Raw genomic sequence first — 19956 nt, 5'->3', positions numbered from 1 at the left:
ATTTGTGCTGTCTCTGTAACCGCGTTCGGTTCCCGATTGCCTGAGCAATCCGGGAGTTGGTAGAGATGGGATGCGTACGATGTGACTCTCAGGACCCAACGGGGGAGGCGTGATGAAGTTCGACATGGGTGCGCAGACGCTGTCGCAGCTGCAGCGCGATTCGCGGGGATCGAGTGATGATCTCGGTTCGCTGATCCGGCAGTTGGTGCAGGCGGCGACGCCGCTGGAGGGCAAGTTCAACGGCTCCGGCCGCGCGATGTTCGACCGGTTCAAGGGACAGGCGGACCGGATCACCTCCGACCTGAACTCCTCGCTGTCCGCGATCCTCGGTGGTCAGTCCGGGATGGACTCGGCGTTCAGCTCCGGCGACCAGGAACAGGGCGACAACGCCCGCCAGCAGATGGGTGCCGCCAACTTCGACGCGGCTCGCTTCCGCTGAGTCTGGGCGTGGTTGGGTGCGGACTTTCTTTCAACTCTCGGGGAGTGGTGTGTGATGGCGGGTTCGGGTGCTGATCGTCGGTCGTACGACACGGGTGCGTCGGCGGATGCGCAGTCCAACATCCAGGTGGTGATCGGCCGTCTGGAAGAGGTGATCGCGAATCGTGACCGTCAGGTGAAGGCTGCGATGGCGGACTTCACGGCGGATGGCGTGGCGGACGAGTACCACGGCAAGGAACAGCGGTGGAACAACGCCTCGCAGGAAGTGAAGAACATCATCGGTCTGCTGAAGTCGACGCTGGAGAAGAACGACGGTACGGCGCAGTCGACGCTCCAGCGGGCGAAGGCCGCGGTCGACAACATCGGCTGAGCTGGGTGTGAGTAGGGCGTAGGGCCGCGGAGCTCACTTCGGTGGGCTTCCGCGGGCCCTCTCCTGGACGTGGAAACTTCAGAGATACGGGGGCTTGTGGTGACGGGCTGGGATCTGAAGCCGCAGGGCATTTCGCACGTGTTGAAGACGACGGGTGATACGGCGTCGGATCTGGAGAAGTACGCCAAGGCGTTCGGGGAGCACCTGACGTCGGCGGCGACGCACGCGGGCACGATCTCCGCCGAGGGCGGCGGTGGCGGCGAGGGCGGCGAGAAGCCTGGGGGCGGTCTGGTGGCTCTCGCGTTGTCGCAGTACGCGGAGCGGGCGTCGAAGGATCTGCAGTACGTCGCTGCCCGGGCCGGTAAGTCCCTTCAGGGTGCGGTGGACGCGACCACGGCGTACCTGAACGGCGACCAGGAGATGGCCGCGGAGGCGCAGCGCAAGGCGCTGGCCGAGCCGAAGCTGGACATGCCGGGGGTGGGCAAGCAGTGATTCAGCCGGCCCAGATTCCCCAGTTCACGGGTAACTTGCCGCTGCTGGAGACGGATTACGCGGACCTGAAGAAGGACGCGGGCGACATCCGCAAGACCGGTGCGGACGTCCACTCCCAGTTCCAGGGCCTGTCGGCGTACTACACGGCTCCCGAGGCGGAACAGCTCTTCGCGACGACGAAGCCGGTGAAGGAGAGGGCGGACGATTTCGCCACGGACCTGGAGACGGTGTCGGGCGCGTTGTCGTCGTACGCCACCGAAGTCCGCCCGCTGGTCGACAAGCTGGAGCAGCTGAAGGCGGACGCCACCACCTTCGTCGCGTCGGTCAAGGACGACGACGACTGGGAGTACGACGAGGACAAGGTCGACAAGCACAACCAGATCCGGGACGACATCACCGCGACGGTGGCGGCGTTCTGGGCGGCGGAGCGGACCTGCCACAACAAGATCACCAGTATCTGGGGCGGCACCCAGATGGTCGCCGGGGACGGATCGGACCGGAAGGACCAGTACGGCTTCGCGGCCGAGGATCTGAAGAACGCGAAGCTTCCCTGGGGTGACCCGGTGGAGGAGAAGCATCACTGGTACGAGGTCGGCCACTGGGTGAAGTCGTTCGTCTGGGACGGCCTGATCGTGGACGGCATCTGGGGCACCATCAAGGGCCTGGGCACACTGGTCGGCTTCGGCGGCTGGGACGCGATGGGTCAGGCCTGGAAGGGGCTGGCGCAGCTGGCGACCGGTCTGGCGCTGTCCTCCGTCCCCGGTCTGGGGGCGATGTTCTGGACGCTGCCGGACGACAAGTTGCCGTCCTGGATCCGTGATTCGCGTACGGCGATGAAGGAGACGGGCAAGGCGCTGGTGGCGTGGGACGAGTGGGGGAAGAACCCCGGCCGTGCGGCCGGCGCGGTCACCTTCAACGTCCTGACGACGGTGTTCACGGGTGGTGCGGGTGGTGCGGCGGCGGGCGCGGGCAAGGCGGGCGCGGTGGCCAAGGTCCTGTCGGTTGCTGGGAAGGCGGGGAAGGTCATCGACCCGATGACCTACATCGCCAAGGGCGCGGGCGCGGGCCTGTCGAAGATCGGCGACATCGCGAAGGGGCTGAAGGGCGTCGGCGCGATCGACATCCCGAAGTTGCCGGAGGGTGCGTTCACGCTGCCCGAGGGCGCTTTGAAGCTCCCGGACGGCACGGTGCGGTTGCCGGAGGGCACGGCGATCCCGGAGGGCGCGACGCGGCTGCCCGACGGCAACATCCAACTCCCGCACGACACCCCGGTCCTCCCGGCGGGCACGACGAAGCTGCCGAGCGTGGAGGGGTCTCCGGCCCAGTACATGGACGGGGACGGGAACCTCCTCGACCAGCACGGCAACGTGGTCGACAGCGTCGACAACGCACCCACGGACGTGGTCGACAAGGGGACTTCCGGCAACCCGGCATCGGGCGCGGACGTGCCGCGGGTGGACTCCCCGGTCAAGGAACCGGCGCTGGTCGGCGCGGGCACCCACACCGCGGACCAGGCCGCCCAGTCGGTGAAACTGGGCAACAGCCTGGACACCAATCTCGGCGACGCCGGCCGAGTGCCCGACAACGCGGCGGTGCACGCGGGCGGGGACAGTGTCCCGTCCGTGCATGCCGGGGGCGACGGTGTGCCCGGAGGTCATGCGGGTGACCATCTGCCGGGTGGCGCCGCGGAGCATCTCCCGGGCGGCCGAGCCGACGACGTGGCGCAGGGACCGTCGGCCGGCCACGAACCGCCGTCCACTCACACCGGCGGCTCCGACACCCCCCAGCCTCATCACGACGGGACTGCCGGTGGCCACGACGGGATGCCCGACCACGGTGATCACACGCCCGGCGGTACGGGCGGCGACCACACTCCGGCCGACTCCGGCGGCGACGTGCCGCCTCCGCCGCACGACGGCGATTTCGGAGGTCCCGGTGCTTCCGTGCCGGAGGGACCCCGAGGCAATCTGCCCGATGGATCATGGCAGGGCGAGAATGGACTACGCCTGGACCATGAGGCGAACGCGGCGGCGGACGACTTCATGCGACGCTCGCAGGAGGCCGAGCCGCACATCACGGAGTCGATGCAGTCCATCGCGGGCCGCGTCGACCACGGCAAGCTGATCGGACTCGAGTACCGGCTCAAGGGCGAGGACTCGCTCAAGCGCAAGCTCGCCACGGACATGCTCGAGGACATCGGCGTGGACCACGGTCGAGTGCTGGGCGACATCAAGGACTCCATCCGCTACACCATGGAGGTTCCTGCCGACAGGTACACCCACGGTGTCCAGCAGGCGGTCGACGACCTGCATGCCAAGGGCTTCGAGAACGTCACGTTCAAGAACTCCTGGGACTCCGCCGGGTACAAGGGCATCAACTCGACCTGGCGTGACCCGATGAGTGGTCAGGTCTTCGAGCTGCAGTTCCACACGGCGGACAGCTTCACCGCCAAGATGGACGGCCACGTCCTCTACGAGAAGGAGCGCCTGCCCGGTGTCTCCGCCGACGAACTCGCCGCGATCAAGCTTGAGCAGACCGAGTTGTTCGGGAGGGTTCCGGTGCCGCACGGTGCCGGGGACATCCGACTCGGTGGGCACAGTGCCGCAGACGCGGCGTCCGCGTTGGGCAGGGACCTCGACTCGGCCGGTGGGCACGCCGACACGGTGGGCCATGAAGCCGCGGACGTCGGAGACGACGCCGGTGACCTGGGGCGCGAGGCCGACGAGGGCGGCCCCGTCGATGACGCCGGGCGGGACGCCGACGGCCCTGGGGACCAGCTGGACACGGGCGACGGAGGAACTCCGTACACGCACGGTCCCGAGGGTGGTTGGAGTGGCGCCGGCTGGGTCGACGAGCCCTCCGAGTACGCGGGTCAGATCTACGAGTCGTTGCGGGGCACTCCGAACCACGTCGACGTGCCGCAGATGGCGAAGCACACCGGCGTTTCCGAATCCGTGATCCGCGACGTGAAGACCCACATGATCCGGGCCCAGCATGACGTGGTCGTCGGGCCGGGAGAGTGGAAGCGCGGTCTGTTCACACCGCGCGACGACATCGCGGACCTGTGGGACGGAGCGCGTAAGGGCACCCTGGACGCCGACCAGATCAGGGAATTCAAGAACCTCATGAGCCACGAATACGTGGAGAGTGAGCTGATGAAGCGGGGGCTGCCGTATCTCCGCGACGAGACGGGTCTGTGGCGCATCGGGGAGGACGGAACCGTCGACGGCCGACGGTCTCCCAAGAGCCTGGGCGCGGCCGGCGCACACGACCTCTCGCCGAACCCAGTGCGAGGTGGATTCGGGACGGCCTGGCAGAAGCTCGGCCTCAAGCATCCAAAGACAGTGCTGGCCGACGATTTGTCCAACATCGATGATTTCGTGAACGATATCGTCCAGGAACTGAAAGCGAAGGGGCTGGACCTGAAGTGACTGACGATCGTTCACGCGTGGTGCTCGAACGGCTCAGGGCGATCGACTGGAGCGACGACGCGGCGGCATACGAGCACGCGAATTCACGCGCGCTGCTCATGCGGGAGTACCTGCGTCGCACGGCGGCCTGGGCGAAGGCGTACGACGTCGGGGCGTCCTGGCCGTTCCTCGACCTCGTCCAGGTGGTCGCGCCGGAGGTCGAGATCGCGCCGGACGTCGCCGCCGAACTGGAGGAGGCGCTCACGGGCGTGGCCCCGTCCTCCCTCAAGCGGACCTGCCGGGCCGCCGTACGGTGGGCGGCCCTGGGGCAGGCGAGGGTCGAACTGCCGGCGGATCTCCCGGAGAGCCCTTACGAGCCGCTGCTGGTCATGTTCGAGCGGGGCGGAGGGTATTTCGTCGAGGAATTCATCGACCTCAACGGCGCGATGGTCCGTCTCGGCACGGTGGAGAGCAATCTCGCCGCGTCTCCTTTCCTCACGCTCGCGCCGGCGGTCCTGGACGCCCTCGACGCCGAGGGCGAGATCACCTACTACGCGAAGATCAGTGACGGGTACCCTCGGAGCAATCCGCGTGGAATCGTCCGGCGCCGGATCGACGAAGGACAGACGCACGACGAGGCGTTCACCCGGAACCTCCGCTGGGAGCCGACCGAGTATCTCCGCCTGTACGAACTCGGGCACAACGAGGTCGACCACGTCGAGATCTCGGCCGTGGAAGCGGCCCGGTTCATCGACTCGGCCATCACCAAGCTCACGGCCACGCGCTGAACGGAGCGGCGGGTCGCCACGCGTCGACCTCGACGATCCCGAGGTGGACCTCGACTATGCCCAGCGACTCTTGTACCGGGGTGAACTCTTCACCGGTGAGGTCGAGGAGTACCTCGCAGGGCATCGTGTGAGTCTGGTGACCTACACGGACGGTTACCGGGATGGTCCGTTCCGTGAATGGTTCAAGAGCGGAGTCCTTCGAGCAGAGGGAACGATGCGGATGGGCAGCTTGACCGGCGACTACAAGAGCTGGCACGAGAACGGCGTTCTCGCCACGAAGAAACTCCACAGCGCGGACAGCGGAACGCCGCTCTCCCACTACGAGTGGGACGAGGAAGGACGCCCGACCCGGGCTTGGGAGAACACGAGCAGACAGGGATGACACCCCTGTCCGACAGCAAGGGCCCCTGGGAGCCCAGTGCCACAGTCGCCGCGCTGCTCTACCGGGACTTCGACGGCCTGCCCGCCGAACCTGATGACGTCATCGGCGAAGGGCTGGACGGCGGTTATCAGGAACGTTCCGAGGAGCTGAGGAAGGTTCTGCGAGATCCTGGCGAGGATCCCTCAGGGCGCTTTCTGGCCTGTGTCGCACTGACCCGCTGGGCGGACGAGGCCGGGTACGAAGCGGTCACGCAGGCTGCCCGGATCCCCGAATCGGTGCCATGGCGAGGTGCGTCCTACGACAGGTTCCACGGCCAGGACGACACCTTCGGGCTGCTCGCCGACGCCGTGGGGAACAGCGAGGACATGATCGACGAGCGCGGCACCCGCACCGAGCGCACACAGGCCGCGCGGGCGCTGCTCGCCATCGCGGACCGCGTCCAGTTCGCCCGGCACATCGGAGCCCTGCTGCGTCCCGATCTCGTGGTAGCCGGCCTTCCGGAAATCCAGGCGACGGTGGATCGCGGCGTCACAAGGCTGGCGAAGGAGCGGTTCCCGTACGACCTCGGCCTGCAGTTGGCGTTGATGACCGCTGCGGTCCATCGGGCCGACGCGGCGCGATCCCTGGAGGCCGCCCGTCGCCTCATCGCCGTAGAGCCGGGTGAGCGAGCCCTGAGGGAACTGCGCGAGGCTATCCCGGAAATCCAGGAGACATCCCCCTGTAGGCAGACGTGAGCCGGTTCGACGCATTGCTGGGTACGGACTTCGACGGGCGGCCGGTGTCGGACGTGGACGACGTCATCTACGAGGCGCTCGACGATCCCCGGCACCGCGAGCGAGTGCCGGGTTTGGTAGACCTCTTGAACGATGACTCGGCCGCTGCCCGGGAACGGTTCCTGGCCTGCGTCGCACTGACGACCTGGGCGGAACCGGCGGGGTACGACGCGGTGATCGCCGCCGCGCGCGATCCCGAACAGGCACCTTGTGGACACGGCCGCGGCCGTGAGCCTCGCGCAGGACGCACTGAGCCATGACGCCGGTCACCGCCCGCTCATCCACGCGGTGACGATCGTGCAGCGGACAAACGGGCCTGAGGCTCGTCGGTTCGCCGACTACCTGGCGGCTGTCGGCGACAACGCGGTACGGGCCCACGTCAAGGAGGCTCTCAGGTGACTGGGCATGAACCGGGGGAGGCCGAGGGGAGGACAGGTCAGACACTCCGTATCGACATCGATGATCCTGCCGCGACCATGGACGACGGCGAGCGAGCGGGTTCATCGCGTGATCGGGGTGGCACCGGTCGCCGCGATGGACAGTTCCCACAGCCGTTCGGCTGCGTCGGGGTCGACGGCGTACTCGCGGACGCCGCCGTCGTCCATGGGCTCGGCGGGGGCGGAGACGCGCGCGACGTCGCAGTCCTCGAGGTAGAGCCCGCCGCGACCGTTGAGAAGCGGAGAGGTGGCGGCCCACAGGCCGGTGGCGGCGCCTTGGGAGGGTGTCTTGAAGTCGGCACCGATCACGGTGCCGTGTTCGTCCACCCAGCCCCGCTCGATCTGCTCCTGGAGAGTCATCTCACGCTGGAGGCCGGTGATTATCTTGCCGGGGTGGAGAGCGAACGCCCGGACGCCGTCGTTGCGTCCGAGCGTGTCGAGTTGCACGGCGAACAGGGCATTGGCGGTCTTGGCCTGGCCGTAGGCCAGCCACCTGTCGTAGCCGGTGCGGAAGTGCGGGTCGTGCCAGCGGATGCCGGTCAGGGTGTGCCCGGCGGAGCTGTTGACGACGACCCGCGCTCCGCCGGCGGCGGCCAGCAGCGGGTAGAGCTCGCAGGCGAGGGCGAAGTGTCCGAAGTGGTTGACGGCGAGTTGGCCTTCCCAACCCTGTCCGACGCGCCGCTCAGGGGTGGCCATGACGCCGGCGACGGCCATGAGGAGGTCGAGCCTGCTGGTCGAGTCGTTGATCTGCGCGACGGCGGCCCGCACGCTGTCCAGGTCCGCCAGGTCCATGGGCACGACTTCGCAACCGTCCACATCTGCGAGAGCGGCGCGGGCGGCCCCGGGCCTGCGTGCTGGAACGATGACCCGGACTCCGGCGGTCACCAGGGCCCGGGTGGTTTCCAGACCCAGTCCGGAATAGCCCCCGGTCACGACAGCGGTTGCGCCGGAGAGGTCGAGGCCGGCCATGACGTCCTCAGCGGTGCTGGTGGCAGAGAAGGGCGAGTCGAGCGGCTGTTGATCAGTGATGGTCATGCCGACGACGCTAGGAACTAGAGCGAGGTCTAGATCAAGTCCTAGGCTGGGTTGCATGGCGACTACCGAATCCCGTGCGGAGCCACTGAGCATCGGCGAGGTGGCCGAGCGGACCGGACTCAGCGTGCACGCACTGCGCTTCTACGAGCGCGAGGGACTGTTGGTCGGACCGGTTCAACGCACCGCGGGCGGCCGACGGCGATACACCGCAGTCGATGTCGACTGGCTGCTGATCTGCGTCAAGCTGCGCGAATCCGGTATGCCGCTGGCCGACCTCAAACGGTTCGCCGAACTGGTACGGCACGGCCCGGGCAACGAGGCTGAACGGCTCCAACTCCTCGACACCCACCAGCAGCGCGTCGAGGCACAGATCCAGGCACTGGAGGAATGCCGTTCGGTTATTGCCTGGAAAGTCGGCGTCTACGCCGAGCACCTCGCCCGCGGCGAGGCCGGCGGGCTATGGGACCCGACGGTCTGAGGGGAGGTCAGGTTCAGTTCGTGAACAGAGAACTTGAGAAGGTTCCCATCAGGCTGCCGACGGATGAGACTGCCGCTCAGCGGTTGCGTGAGTGGCTTGAGGGGGAGGGCGGTCTCGACGCCGTGGGGCTCGACCTGAGCGGTGCGGACCTCTCGTACGGTGACTTCTCCGAGTCGTGGTTCACCGAGGCGAAGATGGTGCACGTGCGACTTGTCCAGGCGGAGCTGTATCGCTCGGACGCCCAGGGGGCGGACCTCAGAGGCGCTGATCTCACGAGCGCCTCTCTGGTACGAGTCACTCTGGATGATGCCATGCTGGGCGGTGCCGTCCTGGACGCTGCGAACCTGGTGAAGGCCTCGCTCTGTGATGTCGATGCTGCGGGCGCCAGTTGTAGGGGGACCCGTTTCATGGGGGCATCACTGCTGGGTGTTGATTTCGGTTCGGCGGACCTTCGTGACGCGGTTTTCGACGAGTGTTCGTTCAGGATCACGGTGGATGACGATACGAAACTCCAGGGCATAAGGGGATCTGTGTTCGGGCCGGTTACCTTGCGCGGAGGAACGGGCTCACGGGAACTGTCTGGCGTGGAGTTGCAGGAGTGGCTCAACCAGCGAGGTGGCAAGGTTCGCGTCCTTGGAGCGAATGGGGTGCCCTGAAGATCGCAGATCATTTTGAAGAGCTCTGGCCGCAACGGCACCGCGGCCCTCACGTACTGAGCGAGACGGCGCCGCTGCCCTGCACGCCGCGCGGCATCCTCGTCCTGGTTCACGAACGCGCCGACCGCGACCGATTCATCGACGTACCATGTGCACGCAAGGGGCGTTCCCCGGAGCTGACTTCCGGGGAACGCCCTTTGTGCTCACTGCGTCAACTGCGGCTCAACTGCCGGCTGTTCAGCAGTTGTTGACGCCGTCGAAGCGGCGCGGCTCGATGGCGACCTTGGAGGTGGCCTCCCAGCCCGGGTCGAGCGTGGTGCAGGTGCCGTCCGCGCCGTAGGCCCAGACGATCTTCACGCGCACGCGGTAGCCACAGTCGTTACGGGCGTGGCCGGTCTGCGTGAGCGTGCCCCGGTTGACCCAGCCGGCGACGCAGGTGGGCGCCGTACCGGTGGCGCCGCGGGTGGCGGCGGACGCCGGGGAGGCGCCGACGACGGCTGTGAGAGCCGCTGCGGAGAGCATTATCGCCCCCGTGCGCTTAAGGGTGGTTGAGGTACGCAAAGGACTTCCCCCTTTGTGTGGGTACAACAAATCGTTCCGTCGGAGACCTGGTCAGGGATCCCCGGGGAGCGCGGTCGGTCGGTAGCTTTGTCTGTGCCTGTCAGGCCCACAAGTACCTTGCACAACATGCGAGTTGAGCCGGTGTCCGAATGTGTGCGCGAGTTCGGAAAAAGGGAGGGAAACCCTCCGTTCGTCCTTGATGGTGTCCAGTCAGGGCGTTTGTGGCTCGCGGACATCCTGCGTGGCCGGATTCCGACCGGACATGCCTCCGCCATGTGGCGTGAAACAAGCGGGTCTCCCCGGTCGAATGTGACGAGGATCACTTTTGGTCCGTGAACCGCAAGCGCGGGCCGTTACGACGAAGGGGTGTGATGGGAGAGCCGCGCGACGCGGATACCGAAGCGGACCTCGTGGCGGCTGTCGCCGAGGGGGACCGCGACGCCTTCGCGCTGCTCTACCGTCACTACGCCCCGTGGCTGACCGCCCGACTGCGCCACCGCTGCGCGGACGACTCGCTGCTCGACGACATCGTCCAGGAGACGTTTCTCAACCTGTGGCGCACCTGTGCGGCCGGCCGGCAGCAGCAGGTCGCCGACATGGGAGGTTGGCTGTGGCGCATCGCCTCCCGGCGGCTCGCCGACCAGGTCCGCGCGGGAGGCGCTCGCTCGCGGCTGCATCAGGCGCTGCAGCGGCTGCGTGTCCCCGACGAACCGTCGGCCGAGGAGAAGGCGCTCGCCGGCGGCCGGCACGGCGATCTGGCCGATGCGCTGGCCCGGCTGCCCGTGGAGCTCCGGCACGTCATGCAGGCGACGGTGGTCGACGGCCTGACCGTACGGCAGGCCGCGAAGGTCCTCGGAGTGCCGCCCGGCACGGTGAAAACGCGCGCCATGCGCGCCCGCACATTACTGAAGCAGGAACTCAGAGGGCCGCGGTCGCGGCCCGGCTGGAGAGGAGGCGAGGATGACGCAGCGGAGATTGCCGCAGGAGAGTACTGACCACCACACACCTGACGCGCTGCTGCGCGGCTACGCGCGTGGAGAGACGGCGCCGCACGCCCTGCGGGCCGTCGAGTCGCACCTCGACCACTGTCCGCTCTGCCGCTCACGGCTGTCGGACCACACCGACCGGCGGATCCTGGACCACGGCTGGGAGCGCCTCGACATCGCGATCGACGCACCCGTACCCGGCAGGGGAGAGCGACTGCTGCTCCGGTTCGGGGTGCCGGAGCATGTGGCGCGGCTGCTCGCGGCGACTCCGGCGCTGCGCGCCTCCTGGGTGAGTGCCGCCGCTCTGACGTTGCTGCTGGCCGCGCTGATCGCGCGCCTCGCTGAGCCGGCCGGGACTCCGGTGCTCTTCCTCGGTCTCGCGCCGCTGCTGCCCGTGGCCGGCGTGGCCGTCTCCTACGGCCGGCGCTGGGACCCCGCGCACGAGATGGGCCTGGTGGCCCCCATGCGGGCCTTCCGGCTCGTGCTGCTGCGCACCGCGGTGGTCCTCGGCACCTGCATTCCCCTGACGGCCGCCGCCAGTCTGGCCCTGCCCGGGCTCGGCCTCGCCACCTTCGGGTGGCTGCTGCCCGGCTGTGCGCTCACCGCCGTGAGTCTCGCCCTGGCGGCACGTATGGACTCCACGACGGCGGCCGGCGCGACCGGGGCCGGCTGGCTCGCCGTCCTGATCGCCACCCACGCATCGCACGCGGTCTTCAGCGCGACGGGACAGACCGCCTCGGCCGCGGTGCTCGCCGTGGCCTCGGCGTGCGTGCTGCTCTCCCGTACCGCATTCGACCGGCCCGCCTACCGACAGGGGACTGCCCGATGACCGACCACACCGTCGAGGTACGGGACCTGGGTGTGCGCTACCGGCGCTCCGTGGCGCTCGACTCCGTGTCCTTCTCGCTGCAGACGGGCGTCACCGGCCTGCTCGGACCCAACGGCGCGGGCAAGACCACCCTGCTGCGGGCCCTGGCCACCGCACTCGTACCCGACGCCGGGGAGATCCGGGTGCTCGGCAGGGATCCACGCGACCCCGGCCAGCGGACGGAGATCAGGCGGCACCTCGGATTCCTGCCGCAGGACCCCGGATTCCATCCGAACTTCACCGCCTTCGAGTTCGTGGACTACGTCGCGATCCTCAAGGAGATGACCCACCGCGGCCGCAGGCACGACGAGGTGCGCCGGGTGCTCGACGCCGTGGGCCTGAGTGAGCACCGCGGCAAGCGGATCCGGATGCTGTCGGGCGGCATGAAGCAGCGCGTGGCGCTCGCCGCGGCCCTCGCGGGCGAGCCCGAACTGCTCATCCTCGACGAGCCGACCGTCGGCCTCGACCCCGAACAGCGGCTGCGTTTCCGGGAGTTGATCGCCGACATCGGAGAGGGGCGGACCGTCCTGCTCTCCACTCACCAGACCGAGGACGTCGCCGCCCTGTGTCATCGCGTCGTCGTACTCGACCACGGCGTCGTCAAGTTCGACGGTGATCCGGTCGGTCTGAGCGCCGTCGCTGAGGGCCGGGTGTGGAGCAGCGCCGAGCGCGACCCGCGGGCGCTGGCCGGATGGCGTACGGGCAAGGGGACGTTCCACAACATCGGCAGTCCGCCGTCGGGTGCCGCGATCGTGGACCCGGCGCTGGAGGACGGCTATCTGCTGCTCCTCGACGACACCGGGCGGCGGGCCGGTCAGGGGGCAGCGGCATGAGCGGCACGATGACCGAGGCCCCGGTGCGTGCCGAGAGCCGCACCCCCTCCGCCGCGGCGGGCGCCGCGACGCGCACGCTCGCCCGCGTCGAAGCCGTGCGGCTGCTGCGGCACCCCGCGGTACTCGCCGCGTTGGCGCTGTATCTGGCGCAGTGGGTGTACAGCGCGTATTCCGGCGACGACCGCTATCCGGTGCTGCACGACGAGGACCGCTACACCCAGGTGTCGCTCCTGCTGATCGCGGCGGGCACCCTGCTCGCGGCCAACCTCGCCGCGCTCCGCTCGTACCGGCACGGCACCGACGCGATGTTCGACCTCCTGGTGCTCCCGCCCTGGCGGCGCACCTGGGCCCTGCTGCTCGCCCTGTTGCCGGTGACCGCGCTGTCGGTGGTCCTGGCCGGCGCCCGCATCGGATACCTGGCCGCTCAGGACGCGGCGGTCGGCAGCCCTTCCGTGGCGGAACTCGCCACCGGCCCGCTCGTGGTGCTCCTGGCCGGCGCGATCGGCGTCCTCGTGGCCCGCGTCGTCCGGTCCGTGGTGGCCGCGCCGCTCACCCTGGCCGCACTCGGGATCGCGACCGTGGTGGGCGCGCTGCAGCCGACGTCGGATGCGCGGTGGTGGGGTCTGGTCGGCATCGAGGACGAGAACGTGCCGCCACTGCCCACCGCACTCACCCACCGTCCCGTGAGCTGGCATCTGCTCTATCTGGCCGCCCTGGTGACCCTGGTCGTCGCAACGGCGGTGCTCCGCGCGGGCGGTCGCTCGACCGCGTTCAAGGCGACGGCCGGCGTCGCCCTGCTCGCGGTGATCGGCACGGGTGTCGCGCAGCAGGGCGGCCTGCCGGACGAGGTGCGCAAGGCCCGTACGACCGCCGAGAACGCCCCGTCGTCGCAGCAGGCGTGCGTCGAGCACGACGGCATCGCCTACTGCGCCTTCCCCGAGTTCAAGGACCGGTACCGGCAGTGGGCCGAGGTGACCGGGGGAGTGCTGCGCTGGGTGCCGCCGTCCGAGCGGGCGAAGCGGTATGCCGTACGCCAGCACGTCTTCCTGAACACGGTCGACAGCGGTGTCGTACCTCCGTTGCCGGTGGCGCGGTGGGCCGCCGACGACCGTGCGGCCGGGACGCCGGGCGCCGTGCCTGTCGGCACCGACTGGGGCACGCACAGCGAACTCGCGGGCGACCACATGCTCGGCTTCGCCGGGAGCTTCGCGTACCGCGCGGTGACCGGCGAGGCCTCCGCCGACGCCCGCAGCCAGGCGATCTGCCGTGCTCGCGGGGCGATCACGCTGTGGCTCGCCGTCCAGGCGACCGACCAGACCCGGGAGGCCTACGACTCACTGTCCGGGCGGTCCTTCGGCGGTCTCTCGCTCAACGCCTTCAACGCCGCCACCGGCTTCCATGTCAACGCGCGGGAACAGGACCTCGTACGGACCCTGCTGACCCGAACCGACGCCGAGGTCGGCGCCAAGGTGAAGCAGTCGTGGACGGAACTCACCGCGCCGGACACCACTACCGACGAGGCGGCCGCCCTCCTGGGCGTCCCGGCCCCGCCGGCCGCGCGCGAAGGGGAGGAGGGCCGGTGCCGGTGATGACCGCTTCCACGAGTGCGGTGCTGCGCACCCTCCTCGGGCCCGACCTGCGGGCCGCCCGCACCCTTCCGCTGCTCGGCGCGGGCGTGGTGGGGGTGGTGGGTACGGGCTGCCCCGCGCTGTTCTCCGCACACGTCCAACCGGACGCGGCCACCGTGCTGTTGCGGATCGCGACAGTACTGACCGCCATCGGCCTCGCCTGCCTCCTCGACGACCCCGCGGCCCGGACCACCGTGGTGGTACCCGTTTCCCGAGGGCTGCGAAGCGGCCTGCGGATGGCCGTGGGCCTGCTGGTCTTCGGACTCTTCTGGAGTGCCTCGGCGAGCCTCGCCCGGCTGGGGGTGGAGGCCGACGCACGGCAGTTGTTCCCCGTCGGCGGTCTCGCGGTGGAAGGCCTGACGCTCGCCGTCGGCACGCTCGCCCTCGCCCTCGTCGGCGTACGGCGCTCTGCGCTGGGAGCGGGCAGCCTGGTAGCCGCGCCTGCGGTGACGCTCTTTGTCGTGGCGGCGCTGTTCCTGCCGGAGGGCCTGGCGTTGTTTCCCGTACCGGGTGATCCGAACTGGAGCGATGCCACCCTGCGGTGGTCGGTGCTGCTGGTCGTCGCCCTCGTCGGCTGCGCGGCACAGCTGCGCGACGAGCCGCGTGCGAAGCGCACTTCCCCCGGAACTGGCGGCGAGGCTCTCGAGCCCGACTCCGCCGTCTGATCGCCGGCACGAACGCCGCCCGTTGGACCCTGCCCCCACGTCGTCGGCGTGACCCTGCTCACCTCTCCGGTAACGGGATCCCGGCCGAGTTGTGGTGCTTCTGTGCGTGCTGGGGACCCCGATTGCGCAGGCAACTGACGGGTTGATAGATATGGCTGGAAGTAACTTCTGCGGTGGACCGGGATGGGTCGCCGCAGCAGCCCGTACGGGGGAGGCGTAATGAAGTTCGACATGGGTGCGCAGACGCTGTCGCAGCTGCAGCGCGATTCGCGGGGATCGAGTGATGATCTCGGCTCGCTGATCCGGCAGTTGGTGCAGGCGGCGACGCCGCTGGAGGGCAAGTTCAACGGCTCCGGCCGCGCGATGTTCGACCGGTTCAAGGGACAGGCGGACCGGATCACCTCCGACCTGAACTCCTCGCTGTCCGCGATCCTCGGTGGTCAGTCCGGGATGGACTCCGCGTTCAGCTCCGGCGACCAGGAACAGGGCGACAACGCCCGCCAGCAGATGGGTGCCGCCAACTTCGACGCGGCTCGCTTCCGCTGAGCTTGGCCTTGGGCTTGGGCTTGGGGTTCGTTCGGTGCGGACTTTCTTTCGACTTTCGGGGAGTGGTGTGTGATGGCGGGTTCGGGTGCTGATCGTCGGTCGTACGACACGGGTGCGTCGGCGGATGCGCAGTCCAACATCCAGGTGGTGATCGGCCGCCTGGAAGAGGTGATCGCGAATCGTGACCGTCAGGTGAAGGCGGCGATGGCGGACTTCACGGCGGATGGCGTGGCGGACGAGTACCACGGCAAGGAACAGCGGTGGAACAACGCCTCGCAGGAAGTGAAGAACATCATCGGTCTGCTGAAGTCGACGCTGGAGAAGAACGACGGTACGGCGCAGTCGACGCTCCAGCGGGCGAAGGCCGCCGTCGACAACATCGGCTGACGGGCGGGTTCTTCTGCCGTAATCATTCGCTCTGGAGCGGGGTTCGGGTCCGCTCCAGGGCTGTTTGTTCGGTATCGGTATCGGAAGTTTAGGAAAACGGGGGTTTTCGGTGCCCGGCTGGGATCTGAAGCCGCAAGGCATTTCGCATGTCCTGAAGACGACGGGTGATACGGCGTCGGACCTGGAGAAGTACGCGAAGGCGTTCGGGGAGCACCTGACGTCGGCGGCGACGCACGCGGGCACGATCTCCGCCGAGGGCGGCGGTGGCGGTGAGGGCGGCGAGAAGCCTGGGGGCGGTCTGGTGGCTCTCGCGTTGTCGCAGTACGCGGAGCGGGCGTCGAAGGATCTGCAGTACGTCGCTGCCCGGGCCGGTAAGTCCCTTCAGGGTGCGGTGGACGCGACCACGGCGTACCTCAACGGCGACCAGGAGATGGCCGCGGAGGCGCAGCGCAAGACGTTGGCCGAGCCGAAGCTGGACATGCCAGGGGTGGGCAAGTCGTGATTCAGCCGGAGAAGATTCCCCAGTTCACGGGCAACTTGCCGCTGCTGGAGACGGACTACGCGGACCTGAAGAAGGACGCGACGCATGTCCGGACCACGGGCGGTGACGTCCACGATCAGTTCCAGGGCCTGTCGGCGTACTACACGGCTCCGGAGGCGGAGCAGCTCTTCGCGACGACGAAGCCGGTGAAGGAACGGGCGGACGATTTCGCCACCGATCTCGAGACCGTCTCCGGTGCGTTGTCGTCGTACGCCACCGAAGTCCAGCCCCTTGTCACCAAGTTGGAGGAGCTGAAGGCCAAGGCCACGACGTTCGTCGACTCGGTCAAGGACGATGACGACTGGGAGTACGACGAGGACAAGGTCGACAAGCACAACCAGATCCGGGACGACATCACCGCGACGGTGGCGGCGTTCTGGGCGGCGGAGCGGACCTGCCACAACAAGATCACGGCGTTGTGGGGCGGCACGCAGATGGTCGCCGGGGACGGTTCGGACCGGAAGGACCAGTACGGCTTCAACGCGGACGATCTGAAGAACGCGAAGCTTCCCTGGGGTGACCCGGTGGAGGAGAAGCATCACTGGTACGAGGTCGGCCACTGGGTGAAGTCGTTCGTGTGGGACGGCCTGATCGTGGACGGCATCTGGGGGACGATCAAGGGCCTGGGGACCCTGGTCGGCTTCGGCGGCTGGGATGCGATGGGTCAGGCGTGGAAGGGTCTGGCGCAGCTGGCGACGGGTCTGGCGATTGCCTCGATTCCGGGTGTGGGTACGGCGTTCTGGCTGGTGCCGGACGACAAACTCCCGTCCTGGATCCGTGATTCGCGCACCGCGATGAAGGAGACGGGCAAGGCGCTGGTCGCCTGGGACGAGTGGGGGAAGAACCCCGGTCGTGCGGCCGGTGCGGTCACCTTCAACGTCCTGACGACCGTGTTCACGGGTGGTGCGGGTGGTGCGGCGGCGGGCGCCGGCAAGGCGGGCGCGGTCGCCAAGGTCCTGTCGGTGGCGGGGAAGGCGGGGAAGGTCATCGACCCGATGACCTACATCGCCAAGGGCGCGGGCGCGGGCCTGTCGAAGATCGGCGACATCGCGAAGGGGCTGCGGGGCGTCGGCAACATCGACATCCCCACTCTCCCCGACGGCTCCGTCCACCTGCCCAGCGGCCACCTGATGGACCCCAACGGCAACCTCATCTCGCCCAACGGCTCCATCGACACGACGCCGGTCCACTACGAGACGAACACGCCGACAGTTCCCCACGGGACCACACCGACGCTTCCGGCTCACTGGACGACCCAGGGTGCCCCCACCCCGTCGTACGCCGGGAGTCACGCGGGCGCCGACGGGGCCGCGCACACGGTCGACAACGCCGGGCACTACGACGCGCCCAACGCCGGCCACTACAACGCGCCCGCACACACTCCGGCCACGGCCGCGAGCCACACGCCGGGCGGCGCCTTCGACACGACGCCGCCGGGCGGGTACGACCATGCGCCGTCGGGGTCGCCGTACGGTCACGCGCCTTCCGGATCTCCGTACGACCACGCGCCTTCGGGGTCCGCGCACGACCACACGCCGGGCACGAACCCGTACGCTCAGACGCCGTCGGGGTCGCCCTACGGGCATGCGCCGTCGGGATCCCCGTACGACCACGCGCCGTCGCCGTCCGCGTACGATCACGCGCCCTCGCCGTCCGCGTACGACCAGGCGCCGACCACCACGCCGCACGAACCCCCGACGTCGACGCCGCACACCGGCGGTAACGACGTTCCCGGCGGCGTCGGCCACCCGGGTGCGACGACCCCGTGGTACCACCAGGGCGCGGCAGCCCCCGCGCATGAGGTCCCGACCACCACGCCGCACACCGGTGGCCACGACGTTCCTGGGACCGGCGGTCATGACGTCCCGGGCACCGGCGGCCACGGCACCCCGGACACCCCGCACGGCACGGGTCACGACACCCCCGGCGGCGGTCATGCCGACGACGCCTCGCACGGTGCCGGACACGGTGACGACGGTGTCGGTCATTACGCGGACGATGCCGCGCACGCCGGTGATCACGCGGACGTCGACGACGCCGCTGTGCACCACGGCACCGATGCTCCGGTCGCTCCGGGTCATCCGGGTGCGGATGTGCCGGGCAGTGGGGCCGGGGAGCCGTTCGACTACAAGCCGCACATGTCGGCGGACGACTTCGACAACCTGGCCACCGACGCGGAGAAGCACGCGGTGGCCGAGGCCGAACTGGCGCGCGGTACGAACCCCGCACCCAGCGTCAGCAACGAGGCGGGCCTGGCCTATGGCAACGCGTACTGGGACGACTTCATGAGAGGGCTGGACCCCGAGACGAGGAGTGGGGTCGTCACCTACACCGGTTCGTCCTACACCCCGATCAACAACCGCCTCCGCTTCGGCACGGACGCGCCCCAGCACATCCTCGACACCATCAAGAACATGGACGAGATCATGGACGCCCGTCCAGTGCCTGAGGACGTCATGGTCGTGCGCGGCACCGGGGTCGACCACATCAAGATCGACGGCCAGCCACTGGAGTCACCGATGGAGATGGTGGGTGGTGTGTTCGACGACAAGGCCTTCACCTCCACGGCACTCGGCAAGACGCCGCCGCCCCCGTTCGACCAGAAGCCCGTGTGGATGCACCTGCGGGTACCGAAGGACACGCCCGCCCTCTGGCTTGAGTCCATCACCCAGGTAAAGGGAGAACGCGAGCTGCTCCTCGCCAAGGGCTCCGAGTACAAGGTGACGCGCGTCTTCCAGGACACGATGGGCAAGTGGCACGTATACGGGGAGGTTCTGCCGAGGCCGAGGCCGACGCCGTAGCCTTCGTTGCCGATCATCCCAAGCCAGAGGAATGTGGACGCCATGAGCGATGAACGACCGATCAACCCGCGCTTCGATGATGACGTGCACTTCAACCTCGTGTCGGGTCCGCCGCGATACCGAAATCACACTGACAAGCCGGTGCGTTGCTTCACGGTGGTTGACAAGCAGGATGGCGCGGTCCTCGGTTGGGTGTGGGCCAGCGACGAGGACGACGCCGCCGCGTGGCAACCGCGGCAGGCTGGTGGCCCCCGTGCGGCGAACGAAGGCGGCTTCTGGATCCGTCGGCTGCGCGATGCCAAGGAGCGGGGCCTTCTACCTTCCCAGGCCCTCGCGGAGTTGTACGGCACCCCGGAGACTGCCGGCAAGGGCCGCCCCCTCCCAAGCTCCCTCGCCGACGCTCCCAACGCCGCTGCGGTCAAGGCCCTCGCCAAAGGTGACTAGGTGACTGGCGAACGACCGATCAACCCGCGTTTCAATGATGACGTGCACTTCAACCTCGTGTCGGGTCCGCCGCGCTACCGGAACCACACCGACAAGCCGGTGCGGTACTTCACGGTTGTCGACAAGCAGGGTGGCGCGGTCCTCGGTTACGTGTGGGCCGGTGACGAGGACGATGCCGCCATGTGGGAACCGTACGAGGCCGCCGGAGGTCGGGCTCTGGCCGAGGGAGGCATCTGGTATGCCAGGCTGCAGGAGGCCAAGGAGCGGGACCTCCTGCCGTCGCAGGCCCTCGCGGAGATGCTGGCCAACCCGGAGGGCAACCGAGGACGCGCCCTGCCCGAGTCCCTCACCGACGCCCCCAACGCCGCCGCGGTAGAAACCCTCGCCCAGGGCCACTCGCGAACTCTTCATGGAGGTACCGGCCCCGAGGCCTGAGC

23 protein-coding genes are annotated in these 19956 nt (G+C 68.7%); 21 read left to right on the top strand and 2 right to left on the bottom strand.

Going from position 1 to position 19956, the window contains the following annotated elements; translation table 11 throughout:
- Positions 1-112 precede the first annotated feature (112 nt).
- From ACIBK3_RS23155 to ACIBK3_RS23120, 8 genes are all read left to right on the top strand, one after another.
- The gene (locus ACIBK3_RS23155) at positions 113-439 is read left to right on the top strand and encodes a hypothetical protein (protein WP_399368200.1); all 327 of its coding nucleotides are present in this window, start codon (positions 113-115) and stop codon (positions 437-439) included.
- Between the two features lie 54 nt (positions 440-493).
- On the top strand, positions 494-808 hold the full coding sequence (locus ACIBK3_RS23150; RefSeq protein WP_399368198.1) for a pore-forming ESAT-6 family protein: 315 nt from the start codon (positions 494-496) through the stop codon (positions 806-808).
- 138 nt (positions 809-946) lie between these two features.
- Entirely contained in the window at positions 947-1300 is a 354-nt protein-coding gene (locus ACIBK3_RS23145; RefSeq protein ID WP_399368229.1) for a DUF6507 family protein, read from the top strand.
- Positions 1297-4731 carry a hypothetical protein gene (locus ACIBK3_RS23140; protein ID WP_399368227.1) on the top strand — a complete coding sequence of 1145 codons (3435 nt, stop codon included), beginning with the start codon at positions 1297-1299 and terminating at the stop codon, positions 4729-4731. Before ACIBK3_RS23145 ends, ACIBK3_RS23140 begins: the two co-directional genes overlap by 4 nt.
- The gene (locus ACIBK3_RS23135; protein WP_399368225.1) at positions 4728-5498 is read left to right on the top strand and encodes a hypothetical protein; all 771 of its coding nucleotides are present in this window, start codon (positions 4728-4730) and stop codon (positions 5496-5498) included. The genes ACIBK3_RS23140 and ACIBK3_RS23135 overlap by 4 nt, the downstream gene beginning before the upstream one ends.
- A gap of 43 nt (positions 5499-5541) precedes the next feature.
- Positions 5542-5880, top strand: coding sequence for a toxin-antitoxin system YwqK family antitoxin (locus ACIBK3_RS23130; RefSeq protein ID WP_399368223.1), 339 nt, complete (start codon positions 5542-5544; stop codon positions 5878-5880).
- Entirely contained in the window at positions 5877-6614 is a 738-nt protein-coding gene (locus ACIBK3_RS23125) for a hypothetical protein (RefSeq protein ID WP_399368221.1), read from the top strand. Before ACIBK3_RS23130 ends, ACIBK3_RS23125 begins: the two co-directional genes overlap by 4 nt.
- Entirely contained in the window at positions 6611-6913 is a 303-nt protein-coding gene (locus ACIBK3_RS23120; protein WP_399368219.1) for a hypothetical protein, read from the top strand. The genes ACIBK3_RS23125 and ACIBK3_RS23120 overlap by 4 nt, the downstream gene beginning before the upstream one ends.
- 240 nt (positions 6914-7153) lie before the next feature.
- Here ACIBK3_RS23120 and ACIBK3_RS23115 read toward each other — a convergent pair whose 3' ends face one another.
- The gene (locus ACIBK3_RS23115; protein WP_399368217.1) at positions 7154-8125 is read right to left on the bottom strand and encodes an SDR family NAD(P)-dependent oxidoreductase; all 972 of its coding nucleotides are present in this window, start codon (positions 8123-8125) and stop codon (positions 7154-7156) included.
- A gap of 55 nt (positions 8126-8180) precedes the next feature.
- Between ACIBK3_RS23115 and ACIBK3_RS23110 the strand changes: the two genes are divergently transcribed.
- Both ACIBK3_RS23110 and ACIBK3_RS23105 read left to right on the top strand, forming a co-directional pair.
- Positions 8181-8603 carry a MerR family transcriptional regulator gene (locus ACIBK3_RS23110; RefSeq protein WP_399368215.1) on the top strand — a complete coding sequence of 141 codons (423 nt, stop codon included), beginning with the start codon at positions 8181-8183 and terminating at the stop codon, positions 8601-8603.
- Between the two features lie 20 nt (positions 8604-8623).
- A complete protein-coding gene (locus ACIBK3_RS23105) occupies positions 8624-9259 on the top strand; it encodes a pentapeptide repeat-containing protein (RefSeq protein WP_399368213.1) in 636 nt (211 codons plus the stop codon).
- Between the two features lie 237 nt (positions 9260-9496).
- Here ACIBK3_RS23105 and ACIBK3_RS23100 read toward each other — a convergent pair whose 3' ends face one another.
- Entirely contained in the window at positions 9497-9781 is a 285-nt protein-coding gene (locus tag ACIBK3_RS23100; RefSeq protein WP_399368211.1) for a hypothetical protein, read from the bottom strand.
- Positions 9782-10191: 410 nt separating this feature from the next.
- Here ACIBK3_RS23100 and ACIBK3_RS23095 point away from each other — a divergent pair, with 410 nt between their 5' ends.
- The 11 genes from ACIBK3_RS23095 (at position 10192) to ACIBK3_RS23045 (ending at position 19954) form a co-directional block, all read left to right on the top strand.
- A complete protein-coding gene (locus ACIBK3_RS23095) occupies positions 10192-10815 on the top strand; it encodes an RNA polymerase sigma factor (protein ID WP_399368209.1) in 624 nt (207 codons plus the stop codon).
- The gene (locus ACIBK3_RS23090) at positions 10781-11635 is read left to right on the top strand and encodes a zf-HC2 domain-containing protein (protein WP_399368207.1); all 855 of its coding nucleotides are present in this window, start codon (positions 10781-10783) and stop codon (positions 11633-11635) included. Before ACIBK3_RS23095 ends, ACIBK3_RS23090 begins: the two co-directional genes overlap by 35 nt.
- Positions 11632-12507, top strand: a complete 876-nt coding sequence (locus tag ACIBK3_RS23085; RefSeq protein ID WP_399368205.1) for an ABC transporter ATP-binding protein — start codon at positions 11632-11634, stop codon at positions 12505-12507. Before ACIBK3_RS23090 ends, ACIBK3_RS23085 begins: the two co-directional genes overlap by 4 nt.
- Positions 12504-14096, top strand: a complete 1593-nt coding sequence (locus tag ACIBK3_RS23080; RefSeq protein ID WP_399368203.1) for an ABC transporter permease — start codon at positions 12504-12506, stop codon at positions 14094-14096. The genes ACIBK3_RS23085 and ACIBK3_RS23080 overlap by 4 nt, the downstream gene beginning before the upstream one ends.
- Entirely contained in the window at positions 14096-14800 is a 705-nt protein-coding gene (locus tag ACIBK3_RS23075) for an ABC transporter (protein WP_399368202.1), read from the top strand. Before ACIBK3_RS23080 ends, ACIBK3_RS23075 begins: the two co-directional genes overlap by 1 nt.
- Before the next feature lie 219 nt (positions 14801-15019).
- Positions 15020-15346, top strand: coding sequence for a hypothetical protein (locus ACIBK3_RS23070; RefSeq protein ID WP_399368200.1), 327 nt, complete (start codon positions 15020-15022; stop codon positions 15344-15346).
- A gap of 72 nt (positions 15347-15418) precedes the next feature.
- The gene (locus ACIBK3_RS23065) at positions 15419-15733 is read left to right on the top strand and encodes a pore-forming ESAT-6 family protein (protein WP_399368198.1); all 315 of its coding nucleotides are present in this window, start codon (positions 15419-15421) and stop codon (positions 15731-15733) included.
- Positions 15734-15842: 109 nt separating this feature from the next.
- Entirely contained in the window at positions 15843-16235 is a 393-nt protein-coding gene (locus tag ACIBK3_RS23060; RefSeq protein ID WP_399368196.1) for a DUF6507 family protein, read from the top strand.
- Complete coding sequence (locus ACIBK3_RS23055) at positions 16232-19075, top strand: ADP-ribosyltransferase (RefSeq protein ID WP_399368194.1); 2844 nt, start codon at positions 16232-16234, stop codon at positions 19073-19075. The genes ACIBK3_RS23060 and ACIBK3_RS23055 overlap by 4 nt, the downstream gene beginning before the upstream one ends.
- 42 nt (positions 19076-19117) lie before the next feature.
- Positions 19118-19519: a hypothetical protein gene (locus ACIBK3_RS23050; RefSeq protein WP_399368192.1), complete on the top strand. Its 402-nt coding sequence runs from the start codon at positions 19118-19120 to the stop codon at positions 19517-19519.
- On the top strand, positions 19520-19954 hold the full coding sequence (locus ACIBK3_RS23045; RefSeq protein WP_399368190.1) for a hypothetical protein: 435 nt from the start codon (positions 19520-19522) through the stop codon (positions 19952-19954).
- Positions 19955-19956: the final 2 nt, after the last annotated feature.

The organism is Streptomyces sp. NPDC050287 (assembly GCF_044459385.1).
Taxonomy (GTDB): Bacteria; Actinomycetota; Actinomycetes; order Streptomycetales; family Streptomycetaceae; genus Streptomyces.
The sequence above is the reverse complement of the archived record's forward strand: the minus strand, read 5'-3'. Positions and strand labels throughout refer to the sequence as shown.